Raw genomic sequence first — 20,707 nt, 5'->3', positions numbered from 1 at the left:
GTATCTTTGTCTAAAAATATCATGAAAGTCCTATTACTTGGCGAATATAGTAACGTGCATTGGACCTTGGCTCAAGGGTTGAGAGCCTTGGGGCATTCCGTCACGGTAGCATCGGACGGCGACAGTTGGAAAAACTATCCGCGTGACATTGACCTGCATCGAAAGTCTACAGGAAAAACGGACACGTTGGATTTCCTTTTCCGTGTGGCTCGGGCTCTCCCTTTCATGAGGGGATATGATGTGGTGCAACTCATCAATCCTGTTTTTTTAGAACTGTGTCCGGAACGCCTGTTACCTATTTACCGTTTCCTGCGCCGCCACAACCGGAAAGTATTTCTCGGGGCATTCGGCATGGACTATTACTGGGTAAAGGCAGGACTGGACTGCCAGACGTATCGTTACTCTGACTTCAACATCGGGACGGAAGTCCGAATGAATCCCGACAACGACCGTTTCATAGCCGAATGGCTCAACGGCCCTAAAGGAGAACTGAACCGTTTCATAGCCGGCGACTGCGATGGCATAGTCAGCGGTCTCTACGAATACGACGCTTGTTACCGACCGCATTTTCCGGAAAAAACGCAATTTATCCCCTTCCCCATCGACTTGTCGGAAGTCACGCCGCGCATCCCCCATCCCGAAACGGAACGGACGCGTTTTTTCATCGGCATACAACGCAAACGGGATGCTTACAAGGGGACAGACATCATGTACAAGGCATTGGTAAAATTAGCCACACGTTACCCCGACCGGATAGAAATCGTGAAAGCGGAGTCCGTTCCCTTCGCACAATACAACCGGATGATGGACCACAGCGATGTGTTACTGGACCAGCTTTATTCCTACACGCCGGCCATGAATGCCTTGTGTGCCATGGCCAAGGGATTGGTTGTCGTAGGAGGGGGCGAAGAGGAAAATTACGACATCCTGGGGGAAAAAGAGCTGCGGCCTATCGTCAACGTATTCCCTTCTTTTGATGACGTGTACGCCAAACTGGAAGAGCTTATACAACATCCTGAGGACATCGCCCGACTGTCTGCAGAAAGCATACAATACGTCCGTCGCCATCACGACCACCGGAAAGTAGCGGAACGATATGTCGCATTTTGGAAGAGTAGAACTTAAAACATTGAAGCCTTAAAAACGAAGCATGAAACTCACCATCATCATCCCTGTATATAAGGTGGAAGCCTACCTTGACTTCTGCCTGAAAAGCATAGCACGGCAAAACGTGGAGGACTACGAAGTCATCCTCGTGGACGATGGTTCGCCGGACAGAAGCGGAGCGCTTTGTGACGCATGGGTACGGAAAGACGGACGGTTCCGTGTCATCCATTGCCCTGAAAACCGTGGACTGAGCGCGGCGCGCAACAGAGGACTGGACGAGGCGCGCGGAGAATATGTCACATTCGTCGATTCCGACGATTATATCTCCCCGCATACATTGCAAGCCAATATGGAATTGCTGGCCTTGCACCCCGAAGCGGATGTCCTGGAATATCCCGTATGCGTCTACCACGGCACGGCAAAAGCCTACCGTTATACGCCCGGAACATGCGAAATCACGGATTACACCGGATGGGCACACCGCAAAGGCTACATACATAGTTATGCTTGGAACAAAATCTATAAACGCTCGTTGTGGAAGTCTCTCCGCTTCCCGGAAGGCAGATGGTATGAAGATGTCTTCACCATCCCGGCCGTATTGCGCCAAGCACGATACATCCTGCGTTCGGACAAAGGGCTATATTATTATTGCAGTCGACAAGGCTCTATCTCCAACACCTTCTGTGACAAGGGCATCAATGACCTTCTCCAGGCCAACCTCACGCTATATCGCACATTGTCCGACAATACAAACCTTAACGACAAGGATTTGGACGATGCTTACTTACATTTGTGCGACCATCAGATCATACGAATACAATTCGGTGGTTCCCTGTGCATCCCCGAACGCAAAATACCATTGCGCCGCGCCTTGTTTGCCCGTCGCCCGCTGAACTACCGCATCAAAGCTATACTGAAGGCACTGAGCGGCAACCGCTATTGCGGCATTGTAGCACGAACCCGTAAAGTACTCAAACGATGAACAAACCGTCAATCAGCTTCATTATCCCTTATTACAAGGTAGAGCTTCCGCTACTTGCCCGCGCCATAACAAGTATCTTGCGCTTGGGACAAAAGGCCGATTGGGAAGTTTGGGTCATAAACGACGGTACGCCCGGACACGAAGCGGAAGACTACCTCGGTTCACTGGACGACCCGCGTATCCACTACCATGTCCAGCCTAACTTAGGATTAGGAGGGGCAAGGAATACGGGCATGGAAATGGCTCAAAAGGAATATATTCAATTTTTAGATGCGGATGATTTTCTTTTCCAAAAAGCTTTTTCCCAGATTTTGGATGTTTTAGGAGAAAAACATCCGGATCTTTTATCATTCGAGTTTAAAAAAGTCTATCATACGGGATTATGGGATACGAATGTCCCGGCTTGGCAAACAGTCTTTCAAGGAAGTGGAACTGATTTCATGCTCAAACACAATTTACACGGTTGTGCCTGGGGGTATGTATTCAAAAAGTCTGTACTCGACGGCCTGAGGTTCACATCCGGAATTTACCATGAAGACGAAGAGTTCACCCCACTTCTATTCCTAAAGGCACGGCATGTCATCATAACCAACCTACCGGCTTATGCCTACTTTCAGCGACAATACTCGATTATACACCATCCTGACAGGAAAATTATAAAAAAACGTTATTCCGATTTGCAGCATATCATTCTTTGCCTCACAGACAAAGGCCGACAAATGGAAGGTAATGCCGCCATAGCTTTGAACAGGCGAATTGATATGTTGCGCATGTCCATGGTGTACACACTGTTAGGCGACAGCCCGGACACGGCTTTCCTGCTCGAAACATTGGGAAACATGAAACGGACGGGACTGTACCCCCTTACACCACGTTTCTACTCTTTCCCTTACACCATCGTACGTTGGTGTACTTTTAAACCATCATGTGCCGTTGTCCTCAGCAACATGTTTCGCCTTTTTCAATTACGCCATGCAGGACATGCCTCATAACCGACCGATTGTTTGCACAACAACAAAATAACATAAAAAGAGTTTATGAAAGAGGTATATCACAAAGTATTTGACTATCTTTGTACTGTTCTAATTATAGAACTTTAGTTTAAAGGTATTAGAAAGGTATTTGGCAAGTCCTCGTACGTGAGTATAGGGACTTGTTTTTGTTTTTATAAACCGTACAATCCGCACTCTTATTCTTACTTGAACAGAAAAAACAAATAAAAAAAGCGACTATCCTTATAGATAACCGCTTGATTTTCAATTTGTAGCGTCTACGGGAATCGAACCCGTGTTGCATGCGTGAGAGGCATGTGTCCTAGCCGCTAGACGAAGACGCCTTGGAGCGGAAGCTGGGGGATTCGAACCCCCGGTACGGTAACCCGCACGTCAGTTTAGCAAACTGGTGGTTTCAGCCACTCACCCAAACTTCCTTGCTTCCTCGGATTTCCCTACCTTTCAGCAGGTGTTTTCCTCAATTGCGATGCAAAGGTAGCTTCTTTTATTTAAACTTGCAAGCCTTTGGAGCACTTTTTTCCAATAAAACTCACAAAAGTTTCTTCTTTCCTCTATGCCTGATGAATCAGATAAGCAAGATAAACCAAATAAACTGCCACCATGACTCCACCTTCCCAACGCTCAATCGTCCGTTTTGTGTAAGAGAAACACCAGAGAATCAGGACACTTAAAAGCATAAGCCCTAAATCGAAATACGAAATACTCCCCACAGGCATCGGAGATACGGTCGCACAAAAGCCCATCACAAAGAAAATATTGAAGATATTGCTTCCCACAACATTCCCTATTGCAATGGCGGAACTTCCCTTTCTGGCTGCCACGATAGAAGTGGCAAGTTCCGGTAGCGACGTTCCGGCAGCCACCAAAGTCAAACCCACTACCGTTTCGCTTACTCCCATACTGAGCGCAATCTCTGTAGCCGCATCCACAAATAAGTTTCCTCCGAACACAAGACCGGCCAATCCCAATATGACATAAAGGAATATACGACCGTAGGACATCGGAGCTATTTGCAAGGCCTGCGGCTGCTCGCCCGCACCGTCTTTGTTACGGGCGATGGAAAACGTATAGAACATAAATACGGCAAAGAGACCTAACAGCATCAATCCGTCGGTACGCGAAATCAGATTCTCAAATTGTCCGCCGTCCAACACCGCATCCAATGATACGACGATAAGGGACAACGTGGCTAAAATAGCAAACGGAATGTCTTTGTGAATAGTAGACTTGCTAATGACAATGGGACTGACCAAAGCCGAACACCCCACAATCATCAATACATTAAATGTGTTGCTTCCCACTATATTACCGATAGAAATCTCACTGCTTCCTTTCAACGCCGACATAAAACTGGTCACAAACTCCGGCAACGACGTCCCAAAGGCCACTACCGTCAAGCCTATCACCATTTCAGTCACGTTGAACCGCCGCGCCAAACCGGTCGCCCCGTCCGTCAACTTGTCGGCACCGAGCAATACAAGCGCGATACCGACTACAAGTAATACCACTGTTAAAAACATACCCTCGGCTTTTTAGTCCCGACGACCGAGGAAGATCATGACATAATATAATAAGGTAGCCAAAGAACCTAAAGCCGCTACGACATAAGTATACGCGGCAGAACGGAGAGCCGATACGGCAGCCCCATAATTCCGGTTATTCGTCACACCAGCCTCGCTCAGCCATTTGACGGCACGCCGGCTTGCATCGATTTCTACCGGCAAGGTAATAAAGCTGAACAAGGTCGTGGCAGCGAACAAGATGATTCCGAACAACATGATTTGAGGGAACACATTCAGCGTAAACATCCCGATGAGCAATACCCACATCATCCAATTGGAAGCAAAAGAAATGACCGGCACCAGACTACTCCTCATCTTCAACGGAGCATAAGCATGGGCGTGCTGCACGGCGTGGCCGCATTCGTGTGCAGCTACGGCTGCCGCTGCCACACTACACGTATCGTACACATCCTCACTCAAATTGACCGTCTTGTTGGCCGGATTGTAGTGATCGGTCAGCGACCCCGACGTACTTACCACTTCCACGTCATATATCCCGTTGTCATGCAACATCTTCACGGCGATATCACGTCCGGTCAATCCTCCGTCGATAGGAATTTTCGAATACTTTTCGAACTTGTTCTTCAAATTAGCCTGTACCAACCAACTGGCCAAGGCAATACCGATAAAAAGAATCCAATACATATTATATTTATTAAATGGTTTTGTAAAAACAACGCTTCAAACATCATGCCAACGCACGCAAAAATAGCGAAGAAATGTCGAATACGATAAATAAAACAAGAATAAGACCGGTCTTTTTTGAATAATTAGTATATTTGTAAGTCAGTATTCACAAATAAGCATAAAACACATGAGAAAAGGTCTGATATACCCCCTGCTTTCAATGGCAGTCGCTGCAAGTCTCTTGGCGGGATGTACCGGTGGGCAACAAAGCAAAGACTATATGGAGGAGAATGATTCTGTGACGGTTTATCCGCCCGACACGGCTTTCTACGGTCATTTGGGAGAAGGCACGGGAATGAGCAGTCTTGAGCTTATTACCGACGACGGCGACACACTGGCGTTAAACAAAACCAACGAAAAAACAGGGGAACCGGGACGTATATTGGGCGAAATAGCGAACTACACCGACCAATATGCCATTACGACGTGCGATGACAACCAAAGTGTAAACGTGGCCCTGAACATCAACCAACTCGCCCAAAGGAAATGGCAATCGGACACTGACAAACAACACGGATTCCAATTGGAGATGAACGGTAAAGCCCGGTCTTTAGCCACCGGCTCATATAAGTACAACCAATGGAGTCTGTACAACTGCAAATTAATTCTGTTACGGGAAAGCGAAGGCGTACACGGAGCGGAAACGAGAAACGACACACTGGATATTTTGAAACTGACACCAGACTCCTTAGTGCTGCAAAGCAATCGCAAGAATATTCCCGAGAAGTTCCATCGCATATCATAAAAGAGTATTATGGCTGGCAATAAAGACAAAATGGTAAAGTGCTACAACTGTAAGCACGGCAAATACATGCAATGGATGAAAAACCCCATTATCTGTGAATGCAACTGGACCGGCGAACGCTACGTGGCCGAAGCCAAACGGCTGTGCAGCCGCTTCGAAGAAAATACAAGCCGGGAAACTCCCGAAATCACACATTACGATCATTATTAGAAAGTTTCCCGGTTGTAATGAGTAGCCAGCCTTATTTGACGGCCACGCATTCCACTTCCACCAACGCACCTTTAGGCAATGTCTTTACGGCAACTGCCGAACGTGCAGGAAAAGGTTCTTTAAAGAAAGTGGAATATACTTCGTTCATAGCGGCAAAATCTGCCATATCTGCCAAAAAGACCGTAGTCTTGACCACATGCGACAAGTCGATGCCGGCTTCCGCCATGATATGGGCGGCATTCGTCAACGCCTGACGGGTCTGCTCTTTGATACCGCCTTCGACAAATTCCCCGGTAGCCGGATCAATAGGTATCTGGCCGGAAGCAAAAACAAATCCATTCACTTCAATGGCCTGACTGTAAGGGCCGATGGCAGCAGGTGCCGATTTCGTGTGTAAAGCTTTCATAAAATCTTTTTTTATTTATATTAGTTTTAAACCTGCATTTTTCAATGCAAGCTGGAGTTCCTGTACATGTTCCGCATTACGGGTTTCCACCTGGACACGCAACCAACAGGCCGTGACGTTGGACGTATCATCATTCCGCTCATGATACACGCTGATGATATTCGCCCCCACCGACGCGGCAATCTGACTGACCACAAACAACTGCCCCGGTTTATCGTCCAGTTCCACGCAAAAGGTGTATATCCGCCCGCTTTTGGAAAGCCCGCGGTTGATCACGCGGCTCAATATCGTCACGTCGATATTTCCGCCGCTCACTACACAAACGGTCTTGCACCCTTTTACGGGCACCTTGTTGAACATGGCGGCAGCCACGCTGACGGCTCCGGCTCCTTCCGCAATCAGTTTATGCTGTTCTATCAAAGCCAGAATCGCGGCACATATCTCATCTTCCGTCACCGTCACGACCCCGTCGAGATACTGTTTGCACGTCCGGTAAGTAAGTTCCCCCGGCTCTTTCACCGCTATCCCGTCAGCAATCGTAGACACAGCGTCCAGGCATTCTATCTTCTGGTGCTCAAGGCTCTGCAACATGCCGGGCGCCCCACAGGCCTGCACGCCATACACCTTTATTTTCGGATTCAAAGTCTTGATGGCAAAGGCGATCCCACTGGCCAACCCTCCGCCTCCTATCGGCACAATCACCGTATCCACGTCCGGCAACTGTTCAATCAGCTCCAAACCGATCGTTCCTTGTCCGGCTATCACCCTCTCGTCGTCGAAAGGATGTATGAAGGTGTACCCGAATTCATCACGCAGTTCCAAAGCCTTACGGTAGGCGTCATCGTACACGCCGGGTACCAAACAAATGTCGGCTCCCAACCGACGTGTGGCCTCCACCTTGCTGATCGGTGCCCCTTCGGGTAAGCAGATCAAAGATTTAATACCGTATTTGGCGGCCCCGAGCGCCACTCCCTGAGCATGGTTCCCAGCCGAACAGGCAATCACGCCCTTGGCCTTCTCCTCATCGCCCAACTGCGATATCTTATAACAAGCTCCCCTCAGCTTGAAAGAGCCGGTCACCTGCAAATTTTCGGGTTTCAGGTAAATCTCACTTTCCTGATTGATTTTGGGTGCATAAATCAAATCCGTCCGGCGCACCATATTACTCAAGACATATCTTGCCCTGTAAAAATCATCCAAATTCAACATAGTCGTATTTTTATATGCAAAAGTGCAAAAAAGAATTCAAACCACCTCTTTTCCGCGCACTTTTTCTGTTTCCCTCGACAAGTATTCTTCGTGAAAAAACATAATTAATCAGAAAATCCATTTTCAACCATTGTTTTTTCTCACAAATGGTCTTTACGGCACAATTTTTTTTGTATTTTTGCGCAAGATTATTCGACTCAAATTAAAAGAACAAAATTTGTTGAATCAGCTAAAAGAAGGATAAAAATGAAATTTACAAAAATTGCAACGGTTCTTGGTTTAACGGCTGTTTGTGTACCGACTATGGCTCAATACGAAGGAACGAGAGTGTACGACCGTATTGGACATGGGCAAGACAGTATCACGACCTTAGGTAATATCGTAGCCTACAAAGACAGCTACAAAGCCCAGGATTACGTAGGGGCGTACGAGCCCTGGAAAGCCGTGTTCACGATGGCTCCGTGCGCTGAAGTGAGCACGTATGCCTATGGTGCCATGATTTTGGCCAACGTACTGGTCAAAGAGCAGGACATGACGAAGAAAAAGGCATACTTCAACGAATTGATGAACTTATATGACACGCGTCTGAAGCACATGGATGCCCTCAACTCTTTTACGAAGGCAGACAAGCGTGCCACAAAGGGTGACATCCTGGCCCGTAAGGCTTTCGACTATGCTTACTACGGTGCGGGCGTGGCCGACGGTTATTCGTTGGACAAGGCCTACACCATGTTCCGCGAAGGTATAGACCTTATTAATAAGGATGGCGCCAAAGAGGTCCCCGGTTTCGTATTGGACAAATTCTTTGAAATCTCATATCAAAGATACATGGCCGACTCTACCGCTTTCCGCGAGCAGTTCCTGAAAGATTATATGGAAAGTCGCGAAGCTTGCCAAGGCATGTTGAGCTTGGCCAACGAAGCGACAGACTCCGTAGCGGCTCAAAAGATCGTGGCACAGTACGACCCGACACTGAACCGCATCGAAACCTTGTTTGCCCAATCTAAAGCTGCCGACCGCGAGCAACTTATTGCTATTTTCGGTCCGAAAATCGAAGAAAACAAAACGAATCTGGCTTATCTGAAATCAGCGCTGACCTTATTGGCTGCTAATGATTGCGACGATACCGACATTTATTTCAAGGCAGCAGAATACGCTTACAACATCGAACCGAGCTACGAATCGGCCATCGGTACGGCACAGAAATACTACAAAGACGGAAAAGTGGCCGAATCGGTGCAATACTTTGATAAAGCCCTTGAATTATGCCCCACCGACCAAACTAAAGCGGCCATTGCATTGAAGATTGCCAATGCCGTGTCTAAAACGGGAGACTCCGCCAAGGCATTTTCATATCTGGACAAAGCCGTGCAATACAACGCAGGTATTACGGGAAAGGCTCATTTGGTGCGCGCACAGATTCTGGCCTCATCCAAAAACTTCTCGGAGGCTATCTCCTATTGTACGAAAGCTGCTCAGGAGGACGTCAGCATCTCTGGTTCTGCCAATCGTCTGAAAGAGAAGATTCAGGAAGTACAGCGCAAGAATGCAGAGTACGAAAAGGCCAATGCCGAATATAAGGCTCAGAAAGCAAAAATAGAGAAAGAAGAAAATTTCTGGAAAGCCGGAGGCAAACAATAATCTACGGAACATCATCAAAAAATACTCCGTAAGAGAGGGATATGGCAGGCAGAGGGTCTACAAGACCTTTCTGCCTGCTTTCGTTTTCCCCCCTAAAGGAAACGGGGACACCTGCCGGACATACACCTCGCAGGGGATACGGGATATAAGGATTTCAGACAAAAAAGTCGCATTCTGCATAGCATTGGTTTTCAACTGATTGAGATGGACAAAAAAATCTGCTGAGAATGAAAAATCAATCTCAGCCAAACGAAAAATCATTCGGCTGAGATTGATTTTTCGTTTGGCGCAGAAAAGAAAACCCTTCTTTGGTGTAAAATAAAACGTACTCCACGATTCTATTTCCCCCTTCACTGCCTGCCGCTCACGAAAGAAAGCCGCCGAACCACTCTCGGCTTAACTTTTTTTAAAACCAAGACTTATTGTAATTCCCTTTCCGGTGAAAGCGTATGCCGCATTTCTGCCGGAGAAAACTGTACCCTACGCTCCGAAAGCAAAGTTGCGAACGATAAAAAACTGATTATCTGTATCCAAGAAAAAAACTCCCGCATCAAATCGTACAGTAGATATGCCCCGTACATTTTTCCGGAATCAGGTAAAACCCCGTACCTTATCATACTAAAGATGAAAAGTAGTCCCGAAGCCCCTTGATTATATGTTATATAACATAAAAAAGGTATCTCCCATTCCCCTCCCGCCATACTATCTTTGTATGCAAAATACGACAATACGATGAAAAATCCCCTACGCGTCGATGAAATGCTCAATCCTCACGTCTCTGTTGACTGTGTCGTATTAGGTTTTGACGGCGAACATCTCAAAGTGCTTCTCGTAAAGCAGACCGGCCACGAAGAAAGCGGCTACTATAATAACATGAAATTGCCGGGCAGTCTGATTTACAATGACGAAGACCTGGACGAGGCGGCACAGCGGGTTCTCTATGAACTGACAGGGCTGAATGAGCTTCACCTCATACAGTTCAGGGCGTTCGGCTCTAAAAACCGGACCAACAACCCGAAAGACATCAAATGGCTGGAACGCTTCCACCAATTAAACCAGAAAGTGGAACGCATCGTCACCATCACCTACCTGACGATGGTAAAAATCGACAAGAAACTTACCCATTTGTCCGACCGCTACGAAGCCTGTTGGACGGACATCGATGCGCTCTGCCCTTTGGCTTTCGACCACAACCAGATTATCGGCGAAGCCCTATGGTTCGTGCGGCAATACGTGCAGACGCAGCCCGCTGCCCTGTTCGACCTTCTCCCCAAGAGATTCACCGCAGCCGAACTCCGCACACTTTACGAAACGATATATGACCGGAAATTCGACGTTCGCAATTTCCACAAACGGATTGCCCAAATGAAATATGTGCTTCCTCTGGAAGAATTCCAGACCGGCGTAGCCCACCGGGCCGCGCGGTACTACAAATTCGACCGTAAGTTGTACAACAAACTGCACGGCATGGGCAAGTCGTTCAGTCCGGACGAACATAATGAAATTTATTAATTTAACATCAAACGAATCATCATGAATTTGACACAAGAAGGAGACAGACTGTACTTGTACTCCATTACCACCGTAGCCATCTTGGGCGGACTGTTGTTCGGCTACGACACGGCAGTGATTTCCGGTGCCGAGAAAGGCCTTGAAGCCTTTTTCCTCACCGCGACTGATTTTCAGTATGACAAGGTGATGCACGGCATCACCTCGTCCAGTGCATTGATAGGTTGCGTCATCGGCGGCGCCATATCCGGCTATCTGGCCTCCCGTCTGGGGCGACGCGATTCCCTCCGTCTAGCTTCCGTCATGTTTTTCCTCTCCGCATTGGGTTCCTACTATCCGGAGTTTCTTTTCTTCGAATACGGAAAGGCCAACTGGGACTTGCTGATTGCCTTCAACCTCTATCGTGTGTTGGGCGGAGTCGGCGTCGGACTGGCTTCTGCCGTCTGTCCGATGTATATCGCCGAGATTGCCCCTTCCCACATCCGCGGCACACTGGTGTCGTGCAACCAGTTTGCCATTATCTTCGGCATGCTCGTAGTCTATTTCGTCAACTATATGATTATGGGCGACCATCAGAATCCGGTCATCCTGAAAGACGCCGTAAGCGGTGTGATGTCTGTCAGCCCCGAGTCCGACATGTGGAGCGTGTACGAGGGTTGGCGTTATATGTTCGGGTCCGAAGCCTTCCCGGCCGCCTTGTTCGGACTGTTGCTGTTCTGCGTACCCAAGACTCCGCGCTATCTGGTGATGTGCGGTGAAGACGAAAGGGCATTTGCCATTTTGGAGAAAATCAATGGCCGCAATGTAGCCGGAAGGGTACTGGAGGAAATCAAACAGACGTCCAAGGAAAAGACTGAAAAGCTATTCACATACGGTGTGGCTGTCATCGTCATCGGCATTCTTCTCTCCGTCTTCCAACAAGCCATCGGCATCAATGCCGTGCTTTACTATGCCCCACGCATATTTGAAAGTGCCGGTGCCGAAGGAGGCGGTATGATGCAGACCGTCATCATGGGTGTGGTCAACATCCTCTTCACTTTGGTAGCTATTTTCACCGTCGACCGTTTCGGACGCAAACCGTTGCTCATCGTCGGTTCCATCGGTATGGCTGTCGGTGCCTTTGCCGTAGCCCTTTGCGACCAGATGGGCGTCAAAGGTATCGTTCCGGTTCTGTCCGTCATCGTGTACGCTGCATTCTTCATGATGTCATGGGGGCCGATTTGCTGGGTTCTCATTGCCGAGATCTTCCCCAACACCATCCGAGGAAAAGCCGTGGCCATCGCCGTAGCGTTCCAATGGGTGTTCAACTACTTGGTGTCGTCCACCTTCCCGGCTTTGTACGATTTCAGCCCTATGTTCGCTTACAGCCTGTATGGCATCATCTGTCTGCTTGCAGCCCTGTTCGTCTGGAAGAGCGTGCCCGAAACCAAAGGTAAGACATTGGAGGACATGACGGCACTCTGGAAGAACCGCCTGAAAAAGAAAGCATAAACCTAACGGCGGCTTCTGCCGCCAAGGTTCATCCCGTAACAGAAACTCCTCCGGCCGACCACCGCAAAACGATGTCAGCCGGAGGAGTTTCCTGTTTCAGTTTCTGCCTGAGCTGTCCTCGTTCAGGAGTTCCTGAATTTCGCTACCACCCGTTCGTATGTCGGAGCCTCTATCCCCTGCTTCCGGCAGGCATCCAGCATATCGAATAATTGTCCTTGTATCTCAGACTCCCGCCCTTTCTTCAAGTCTTTCTGCAAAGAAGAAGTCGTCTGTGGGTCTAAGGCATCTATGACACGCAGGTTGGCCGCCACAGGGTCTTCCCGGAAACGGATGCCCAAGCGCTCTCCCAACGCCGTGCTCTCTTTCGTCAGGCCGATGAACACGTCCCGTTCCTCTCCTTCTCTCTGTACGGCTCCCATCGGTGCGTCAAAGAAAGCCCCCGTTCCGGCCATCGCGCTGATAAATCCCCATTTGGCAAAAGTATCCCGGTCTATGTCTTCCGAAAGAATCGCTTTCACTCCCGCGTCCGCCAACGTGCGGCGAACGGTTTCGAGTTCTTCCGAAGAAACGCCATCCCCGGGACGTGCCCCAAACACAAGTTTGCACACCTGGCCGCTCTGTGTCACCTCGCCCGGAGCCTGGATATACCCTACGATGTAAATGCAACCGTCGATGACCCGTGAGCCCGGACAGGCACGGGCGATTCTGGGCCCCGAACCATATACATTCAGGATGGGCAGCACCACGGTACGCTCACCTGAGGCACGAACGATGCAATCCGCCACGGAATCGACGGAATACCCTTTCACGCAGACCAATATCAGCTCGGCCTTCCCCCGATAAGTTTCGGCCGTAGCCACACCAATCTCTCCCGGACGTTCCTCCGTCCCGTCGTAAACATAACACGGGACGACCTGCTCTCCTTTGATTCCCGAATGGAAACGCAACCCATGCGCCAACATTTTTTCCTTATGCTCCCCGCGAGCCACACACGTTACTTCATTCCCGGCCAAGGCCAACAGAGCAGCCAAAGAGCCGCCCACGCCTCCGGCGCCTATCACTAAACATTTCATAATCTCAAACTTACTTTTCCGTATCTTTTATTTCCGTCAATACACGTTCTATCTCGTACGTCAAATCTTCCGACGTGGCCAAAGGAGAGTCCGTAAAAACCGCCCGAACGACCCGCGACGCATCCACGACATAAATGCGAGGTATGGACGAATAAGCAAACAAATGGTAAACCGTGCGGTCGGTCTGTGCGGAAAAAGGTATCGTAAGTCCGTTGTCCGCCCAATACTCTCCGACAGCTACCGCGTCCTGCTCCCGACTGATGGCCATAAAAACCATACGACCGTCCGCTCCGTACCTTTCGTACATCTGTTGTACGAGCGGCAATTCACGGCGACAATCCCCGCACGCCGTATTGAAGAACAATATGAACGAAGGTTGCCCTTGCAAACTTTCGCTCTCCACCGTCCGTCCGTCATTCATCACTACGGTAAATTCCGGCAACACGTCTCCCACTTCCACCGCATCCGGCTGCGTGCCGATATCTTCCTTTTCACTGATGCAGGAAGAAACCAGAGACAGAAATCCTATCATAAAATAACGTACGTATATTTTCATGTCACACTTCCTCACAAAACCTATCGGCAAATATACTATTTTCCGAAAGAAGAAAAAAGCTTTGCATGCAGATATTGAAGAAGCCCGTCCGACAATACCGGACGGGCTTCACCAGCTCTTGATGTGTCCATTCCGTCCTATCGGACGAATTTCACACTCCTTACCGTCTTTCCGTCCGTCACGCGGACGATGTAAATGCCCGGAGCCAGCGGAGCGGTGTGTATCGTATGCGTACCGGTTCCTAATCGGGTACGCATTACCGGACTACCGGCCATCGTGTAAACGGTCATACCGACCGCACTCCCGGACGTAACCGTAATCCCTGAATGTGTCACGTCCACCGTAAATGCCGCATCGCACGCCACAGCCTCGGAAATGCCTGTTTCGCCTCCGTTGCCAGTCATCTTTTCCAATACGAACGGGAAGTCGGAAGGCATCTTGTCAGCCTGGTCGCAAACTAACGTCTCGCCGTCGGTTTCCCAATAATAAGAACCGTAGCGCTCCGGTGTCCGCACGAAGCATTCCAATTCTTCTCCCCCTACCAACGTATATAAATAGAAGCTACTACGCGCTTTGCTGTAAGTGCGGTCGGTCAGCGTTCCTTCGTTGTTCAGATAAGCCGAGTCGTTGTGGTTCTGTATCTTATAACGCTCCACATCCTCTAGCCATGTGCAATGCCAAACGAAAGCCGTCGAATCCTCTTCTCCTTCCAATGTCTCGAACTTCATCGTACGGCTGTTCAGGTATTTCCCCGTAGCACGGTCTTTCATACGATAATAACCGTCGTCCAGCGTCCGTCCTTCCTGATACACCTTGACTTCAAAATCAAAATTAGCCTCATATGTCTTTATGGAAGATGAAGTGTCTATCCAATCCAAATGGCGGTAGATGGAAGATTGTACGTTCTCAAAAGAAATGGACTCCGTATGCTCGCCGGAACTCCAAGTGTAGACTCCGTTCCGATAACGGACGGAAGTTATCTTACCTTTCATTACCACATCATGCCCTTGTGTGACGATAGCCCGCAAAGTCTCCTGCTCTTCCCCGTCCACCGCTAACGTGGGAATTACCACCGAATTCTTAATCGTGAATTCCCGGCTTATCTCCACGCCGGACTCGTTGGTCAGCACTACCTTGAAAGTCTGGTCGGAATTCCCTTGCCGGAATGTATAAGAACCACCGGAACCCAACAGCTTACCCTGACTGTCATACCATCTGGTGGAAGCCACATAGTTCCAATTGGCATAATCAGCCCCGAGGGTCACGTCCCTTCCGTTGACGGCACTGAACTCGCTCGTCTGGTTCATGCGCACCCCGTCGTACTCTATCCACGGGGTCAACGTGGCGCGAATGCCCTCTCCGTATACGGAAATGCAAAACATCTGCACACTCTTCACCCCCTGCGTATTGGTGTAAAACAAACGATAAACACCCGAAGCATCGGCCGTAATGTCGCGGCTCGCCCCTTTCATGCCGTCTTCCCATTCCCAGTTTCCCGTATCGGTTTCGCCGTCAGGTAATACAGCCCGCAAGGTTAACGGCGTACCCTTCTTCACTTCTTTCATCTCGGCGTATGGACGTACAGTACCGTCCTGCACGATTTCCGGAGAAAGCACGGTAGGCTTCCTCTCCTCCGTCACCGCCTCGTCCGCATGCATCAGCGTCCCGAATCCCGTATGGTCGAAACCGCCGCTATTCGTACCGTAGGAACCTCCCCCGGCCTCTATCCCCACAATCCTGGACATCCGCGTGCAGTACTCCATCGGCATTCCCATACGGTTCTGATAATGATTGATGAACAACTGCCATATCGGCCGCCATTGTCCGCGCCCCGTACCGCTCAATCCACCCATCCACCAATTCTGAGTGTAAGGAATATCGGCGGGGTCTACTTGATTACAGTTGTACATAGCCACATATTCCGCCGCACCGGCCACCATGGTCTGTCCCGCCTCACCCGGAATCAAAGGGTTATATAAGTTACAAAAGGCATTGTCTCCCTGATTATAGGCCGACTGAAGGGCGTATGACAACAAGCCCAACGCCGCCATGGCATGCCCTTGGTCGCGGCCGCTTTCCTGCATCTGGTTTAAGTATCCGAACGGACCACGGGCATCCTCATGAAACCAAGGAATGAGCCCCCATCCGTAACCACACATCCCCTGGTCTTGCTTCACAGGATGACTGTCGCCCACATAAAGCGATTCATTGCCCGGTCCTTCTTTTATCCAGTACATACCGTAATTATAAATGTCCGGCAAATCGGCGAAGATGCCCAGCGACACACAGAAAAGAGCATTTCCCAATCCCCAATTACTGTGATAGTGATACCAGTTACCTTCGCGCACTACGGTATCGTGCCGACGTTCCAGAAAGTCTTGTGCTGTAGTGAACCACACGTCGATCATCCACTGCTTGAAGCGTTCGAAATCCTCTTTCTCCCACTTCTCGTAATCACGCATCAACTCGGCCGCATTCAGAAATTGGTAACCGATAAAGCCGGGTACCAAGGACTGGTTCGTATTCCCACCGATTCCTTTGGTAATCGCTACGTACTGGTTCAACACATAGACAGCCCGTTCCGCCCATTGCGCCTCGCCTGTAATTTTCCAAAGCAAGGCACACTGGTAAGCCTTGGCCGCATTGCGATAGGCGTTCATGTAGTTTTCGTCACCGGCAATTCCACGTTTGATATATTCCGTCACTCCCCAAATGTCGTTCACTGCCTTGTTGGCCACCCAACTGTTCTTCAACACCTCAAAAGCCTGTAGCGTCTGGGTGTCGTGCTCTGCCAGGCGTTTCTTGATTTGGTCAAAGTCATTTTGGCTGTGCAAAAGCCCCGGATGGACGAATGCCCCCTGGGCATATACCCCGCCCCCTCCGATGCTGAAAAACAAAGCCACCGTAAAAAGAGATAGTTTCTTCATAAATGATAAATATTGGTTTCCGTTCTTATTTCCAATGCTTTCTACACGGTTTACGAACGTCTGCCGGAAAATCCGCAAAAACACACATTATTTAACTATTCAGAACACCTATCAACCCATCGGAAACAGGAGGTACAAAAAAAGCCACCCGACGGAATAAACTCTCCGGCAGGCGGCTGCATACGATTCAATCCGGTATCTGCTTAATAGCGGATATCCAACTCTTTCAAAATAGACGAGATTTTCTCCATTGTGGTCAACCGTGTAGGCACCAAAGGCAGACGAAGTTGGTTCTCAATCATTCCCATGGCATGGAGCATGGCTTTTACGCCGGCCGGATTGCCATCCACAAACAACAATTTGAACAAATCCGAGAACTTGTGGTGAATAATACGGGCATGCTCGTAATCTCCGTTCAGTGCCATGCGGACCATACGGCTGAATTCGGCGGGCAAGGCATTGCCTATCACTGAAATCACACCTACCGCCCCCATCGTAATCAGCGGATAAGTGATGCCGTCATCTCCTGAAAGGACATCGAAGTCGCGAGGCTTGTTTTTTATCACATCCTCCAACTGGGTCATATTCCCACTGGCCTCCTTGACGGCCACTATATTCTCGAAATCACGGGCCAAGCGCAATGTCGTCTCCGCACTCATGTTGACTCCCGTACGCCCCGGTACGTTATACAACACGACCGGCACGGGCGAAGCCTCCGCTATGGCTTTGAAATGCTGGTACAGCCCCTCCTGCGAAGGCTTGTTATAATAAGGACAAACCGACAAGATACCGTCGATGCCACTCCAATCCCCTTCCTTCAGGTCTTTAACTACTGCTGCCGTGTTATTCCCGCCACATCCCATCAACAAAGGAACACGGCCGGCTACACGCTCCACAAGCATCTTTTTCAATATCTTCTTCTCGTCAGCCGATAGGCAAGGTGTTTCGGCCGTCGTTCCCATAATACACAGGAAATCCACGCCATTCCGTATCTGATATTCTACCAGACGGGTCAACGCCTCATAGTCCACTTCACCATCCGATTTAAAAGGAGTTATCAAAGCAATTCCCAACCCCTTGAACTTATTTTGTGCCATAGTTTAAGTAGTTCTATCTATTTCGCGACAAAAATACAAATAAAATCCCATAATGCAAACAATCTTTCACGATTCTATCTTTTTCAAGAACTCTTCTTCCGAGAGGATAGGGATACCCAATTTACCGGCTTTCTCCAGTTTGGCCGGTCCCATGTTGGCTCCGGCCAGCACGAAAGAAGTCTTCGAAGAGATGCTGCCCACATTTTTTCCACCGTGCTGTTCTATCATGGCTTTATATTCGTCGCGCGAATGAAGCGAGAACACCCCGCTCACCACAATACTCTGCCCGGACAACTTGTCGGAATGGCTGCTCAATTCTTCGTCGGAAAGCTCCATCCGGACCCCTTTTTCCCGCAAACGGCGCACCAAATCGCGGTTGGCTTCGTTTGCAAAATAGCGGATCACGCTCTCGGCTATCACCACACCGATTCCGTTGATCTGCAACATGTCCTCCAACGATGCCGAGGCCAGCGCGTCCATCGACTTGAAATGGCGTGCCAAAGCTTTAGCCGCAATTTCACCGACAAAACGTATGCCCAAGGCAAACACCACGCGTTCGAAAGGAACTTCTACGGAGTCGGCAATCGAGCGGACTATCTTTTGCGCGGATTTCTCGCGCGTGCCGTCCTCGCCGTTAATCTGCTGCACCTGTATGTCGTACAGGTCGGCCACATCGCGTATCAAGCCGCGACGGTAGTAATCGTCCACGGTTTCGGGTCCCAGACTGTCTATGTTCATGGCCCTGCGGCTGATGTAATGCTCTATGCGCCCCTTGATTTGCGGCGGACAAGCCGTGTCGTTGGGACAATACCATGCGGCTTCTCCCTCGTAACGCACCAGTTCGGCCCCGCATTCCGGACAACGGGTGATGAACTCGGCCCTTGGTCCCGTTTCCGGTCCCCGCGCATCGGCGTCCACACCGACGATTTTGGGAATGATTTCCCCTCCTTTTTCCACATACACCATGTCCCCGATGTGCAAGTCCAACTGCTCCATCACGTCGGCATTGTGCAGCGTGGCACGCCGCACGACCGTACCGGCCAACTGCACCGGATCCATATTGGCCACCGGCGTCACCGTCCCGGTGCGTCCGACTTGGAAGGTCACGGCATTCAGGCGCGTACGGGCACGCTCCGCCTGAAACTTGTAAGCGATGGCCCAACGGGGGCTTTTGGCGGTATAGCCCAACGCACGTTGCTGCCTCTGGGAGTTGACCTTCAGCACGATGCCGTCCGTAGCCACAGGCAGGTTCTTGCGCTCCACGTCCCAATAATCTATGAAATCATAAATGTCCTGGAGCGTAGTTACTTTCTTCATCCCCCCGGATATCTTGAATCCCCATGAGCGAGCCGCCTGCAAATTTTCATAATGCCCGTCAAAAGGAATGTGTTCTCCCAAAAGGTAATATAAGTAAGCATCGAGCTTGCGTTGCGCCACCACCGCTGAGTTTTTGCTTTTCAGCGTCCCCGAAGCCGCATTACGCGGATTGGCGAAAAGCGGTTCTTCGCGTTCTTCGCGTTCGCGGTTCAATGTCTCGAAGCTCGTCCACGGCATCAGGATTTCCCCACGGATTTCAAACTCTTCGGGATAACCGTTCCCGTTCAGACGAAGCGGAATGCAACGGATGGTCTTGACGTTTTCCGTCACGTCGTCGCCCTGTACCCCGTCGCCCCGCGTCACGGCACGCACCAATCGCCCCTGCTCGTAGGTCAGCGAGATGGAAAGCCCGTCGTATTTCATTTCACAACAAATCTCGAACGGCTCGCCTTCCAAACCGGAACGGACGCGTTCATAAAAGTCGGCCACCTCTTGCTTGTTGTACGTATTGGACAACGACAACATGGGATAGCGGTGGGGCACCTGCACGAACTCCTGATTCAGGTCGCTCCCCACACGCCGCGTCGGCGAGTCCGGGTCGTCAAATTCGGGATGGGCCGCCTCGAGGTCTTGCAACTCCCGCATCATGCGGTCGAACTCTTGGTCGGAAATCTCCGGGGCGTTCAACACATAATAATTATAGTTGTGGCGGTGCAATTCATTGCGAAGCCGCTCTATCTGTTCCTTTACTTCCATTTGCATTCAATGATAAACCCTGACGGGGAGACATCGCGGCTCTGTTCCCGCGAACGGCTCCCCCGTCATTCGCATAAGCAAAGATAGTCAATTCGCAGAAAACGCCCAAGGGCGCAAAGAAAAAAGAAAAGCGTACTTTTCCGGCACAATCTGTCAAAACGTCAATCCCATACCTTCGAGAATCGTCCATTCGCCCCTTCCTGCGGGCTCGATGCCCAATAAGCGACGCACGCGCCTCCCGAAAAAATCAAAAAGACAGTCCGGCAGCTTTTTCACAAAACAAAAGCAGACGGAAACCGCCCGTCCTCCGCTTCTTTCTTCTTCCGGTGAAACCTGCGAGGTGGAACCGCCGACATTCTGTCCGTAAAATCTTGTCGGCAAAAAACAGGGAAATAGAACGAGAAAGTCGCAAAAAAGCA

Annotated in this window: 18 protein-coding genes and 2 tRNA genes; 8 read left to right on the top strand and 12 right to left on the bottom strand. The window is 49.8% G+C overall.

Annotated elements, in window-relative coordinates; genetic code table 11:
* Window positions 1–21: 21 nt before the first annotated feature.
* From HMPREF9441_RS06265 to HMPREF9441_RS06255, 3 genes are read left to right on the top strand one after another with little or no spacing between them, the layout of a single operon-like run.
* Entirely contained in the window at window positions 22–1,125 is a 1,104-nt protein-coding gene (locus HMPREF9441_RS06265) for a glycosyltransferase family protein (RefSeq protein ID WP_008619254.1), read from the top strand.
* 25 nt (window positions 1,126–1,150) lie between these two features.
* Window positions 1,151–2,089: a glycosyltransferase family 2 protein gene (locus tag HMPREF9441_RS06260; RefSeq protein WP_008619252.1), complete on the top strand. Its 939-nt coding sequence runs from the start codon at window positions 1,151–1,153 to the stop codon at window positions 2,087–2,089.
* Window positions 2,086–3,081, top strand: coding sequence for a glycosyltransferase family 2 protein (locus HMPREF9441_RS06255; protein WP_008619251.1), 996 nt, complete (start codon window positions 2,086–2,088; stop codon window positions 3,079–3,081). The genes HMPREF9441_RS06260 and HMPREF9441_RS06255 overlap by 4 nt, the downstream gene beginning before the upstream one ends.
* 272 nt (window positions 3,082–3,353) lie before the next feature.
* Here HMPREF9441_RS06255 and HMPREF9441_RS06250 read toward each other — a convergent pair.
* The 4 genes from HMPREF9441_RS06250 to HMPREF9441_RS06235 form a co-directional block, all read right to left on the bottom strand.
* Window positions 3,354–3,425: transfer RNA gene (locus HMPREF9441_RS06250), tRNA-Glu, on the bottom strand.
* Window positions 3,426–3,431: 6 nt separating this feature from the next.
* Window positions 3,432–3,518, bottom strand: a tRNA-Ser gene (locus HMPREF9441_RS06245).
* Window positions 3,519–3,653: 135 nt separating this feature from the next.
* On the bottom strand, window positions 3,654–4,622 hold the full coding sequence (locus HMPREF9441_RS06240; RefSeq protein WP_008619250.1) for a calcium/sodium antiporter: 969 nt from the start codon (window positions 4,620–4,622) through the stop codon (window positions 3,654–3,656).
* 12 nt (window positions 4,623–4,634) lie between these two features.
* Window positions 4,635–5,309 carry a zinc metallopeptidase gene (locus tag HMPREF9441_RS06235; protein WP_008619249.1) on the bottom strand — a complete coding sequence of 225 codons (675 nt, stop codon included), beginning with the start codon at window positions 5,307–5,309 and terminating at the stop codon, window positions 4,635–4,637.
* A gap of 169 nt (window positions 5,310–5,478) precedes the next feature.
* Between HMPREF9441_RS06235 and HMPREF9441_RS06230 the strand changes: the two genes are divergently transcribed.
* Together HMPREF9441_RS06230 and HMPREF9441_RS18605 are read left to right on the top strand one after the other, a co-directional pair.
* Entirely contained in the window at window positions 5,479–6,096 is a 618-nt protein-coding gene (locus HMPREF9441_RS06230; protein ID WP_008619247.1) for a lipocalin family protein, read from the top strand.
* A 9-nt stretch (window positions 6,097–6,105) separates the two neighbouring features.
* Complete coding sequence (locus HMPREF9441_RS18605) at window positions 6,106–6,306, top strand: hypothetical protein (protein WP_021979685.1); 201 nt, start codon at window positions 6,106–6,108, stop codon at window positions 6,304–6,306.
* A gap of 31 nt (window positions 6,307–6,337) precedes the next feature.
* Here HMPREF9441_RS18605 and HMPREF9441_RS06220 read toward each other — a convergent pair whose 3' ends face one another.
* Window positions 6,338–6,712, bottom strand: coding sequence for a RidA family protein (locus HMPREF9441_RS06220; protein WP_008619236.1), 375 nt, complete (start codon window positions 6,710–6,712; stop codon window positions 6,338–6,340).
* Window positions 6,713–6,727: 15 nt separating this feature from the next.
* Window positions 6,728–7,921: a threonine ammonia-lyase gene (gene ilvA, locus HMPREF9441_RS06215; RefSeq protein WP_008619234.1), complete on the bottom strand. Its 1,194-nt coding sequence runs from the start codon at window positions 7,919–7,921 to the stop codon at window positions 6,728–6,730.
* 246 nt (window positions 7,922–8,167) lie between these two features.
* On the opposite strand from ilvA, the gene HMPREF9441_RS06210 reads away from it, so the two are divergent.
* The 3 genes from HMPREF9441_RS06210 (at window position 8,168) to xylE (ending at window position 12,562) form a co-directional block, all read left to right on the top strand.
* Window positions 8,168–9,562, top strand: a complete 1,395-nt coding sequence (locus tag HMPREF9441_RS06210) for a tetratricopeptide repeat protein (RefSeq protein WP_008619232.1) — start codon at window positions 8,168–8,170, stop codon at window positions 9,560–9,562.
* Between the two features lie 732 nt (window positions 9,563–10,294).
* Window positions 10,295–11,074 (top strand): NUDIX hydrolase, encoded by a 780-nt coding sequence (locus HMPREF9441_RS06195; RefSeq protein ID WP_008619227.1) that lies wholly within the window; start codon window positions 10,295–10,297, stop codon window positions 11,072–11,074.
* A 21-nt stretch (window positions 11,075–11,095) separates the two neighbouring features.
* Window positions 11,096–12,562: a D-xylose transporter XylE gene (xylE, locus tag HMPREF9441_RS06190; protein ID WP_008619226.1), complete on the top strand. Its 1,467-nt coding sequence runs from the start codon at window positions 11,096–11,098 to the stop codon at window positions 12,560–12,562.
* A gap of 122 nt (window positions 12,563–12,684) precedes the next feature.
* Here the strand turns inward: xylE and HMPREF9441_RS06185 are convergent, their stop codons facing one another.
* From HMPREF9441_RS06185 to HMPREF9441_RS18340, 6 genes are all read right to left on the bottom strand, one after another.
* Window positions 12,685–13,635: a ketopantoate reductase family protein gene (locus tag HMPREF9441_RS06185; RefSeq protein WP_008619225.1), complete on the bottom strand. Its 951-nt coding sequence runs from the start codon at window positions 13,633–13,635 to the stop codon at window positions 12,685–12,687.
* A 10-nt stretch (window positions 13,636–13,645) separates the two neighbouring features.
* Window positions 13,646–14,191, bottom strand: coding sequence for a TlpA family protein disulfide reductase (locus tag HMPREF9441_RS06180; RefSeq protein ID WP_008619224.1), 546 nt, complete (start codon window positions 14,189–14,191; stop codon window positions 13,646–13,648).
* 137 nt (window positions 14,192–14,328) lie between these two features.
* On the bottom strand, window positions 14,329–17,118 hold the full coding sequence (locus HMPREF9441_RS06175; RefSeq protein ID WP_008619223.1) for a T9SS type A sorting domain-containing protein: 2,790 nt from the start codon (window positions 17,116–17,118) through the stop codon (window positions 14,329–14,331).
* A gap of 203 nt (window positions 17,119–17,321) precedes the next feature.
* Window positions 17,322–18,215 (bottom strand): 4-hydroxy-tetrahydrodipicolinate synthase, encoded by an 894-nt coding sequence (gene dapA, locus HMPREF9441_RS06170; protein ID WP_008619222.1) that lies wholly within the window; start codon window positions 18,213–18,215, stop codon window positions 17,322–17,324.
* A 66-nt stretch (window positions 18,216–18,281) separates the two neighbouring features.
* The gene (gene ligA / locus HMPREF9441_RS06165; RefSeq protein WP_039864992.1) at window positions 18,282–20,288 is read right to left on the bottom strand and encodes an NAD-dependent DNA ligase LigA; all 2,007 of its coding nucleotides are present in this window, start codon (window positions 20,286–20,288) and stop codon (window positions 18,282–18,284) included.
* 153 nt (window positions 20,289–20,441) lie between these two features.
* Window positions 20,442–20,669 carry a hypothetical protein gene (locus HMPREF9441_RS18340; RefSeq protein ID WP_039864991.1) on the bottom strand — a complete coding sequence of 76 codons (228 nt, stop codon included), beginning with the start codon at window positions 20,667–20,669 and terminating at the stop codon, window positions 20,442–20,444.
* Between the last annotated feature and the right edge of the window lie 38 nt (window positions 20,670–20,707).

The sequence above is a fragment of the Paraprevotella clara YIT 11840 genome (assembly GCF_000233955.1).
Lineage (GTDB): Bacteria > Bacteroidota > Bacteroidia > Bacteroidales > Bacteroidaceae > Paraprevotella > Paraprevotella clara.
The sequence above is the reverse complement of the archived record's forward strand: the minus strand, read 5'-3'. Positions and strand labels throughout refer to the sequence as shown.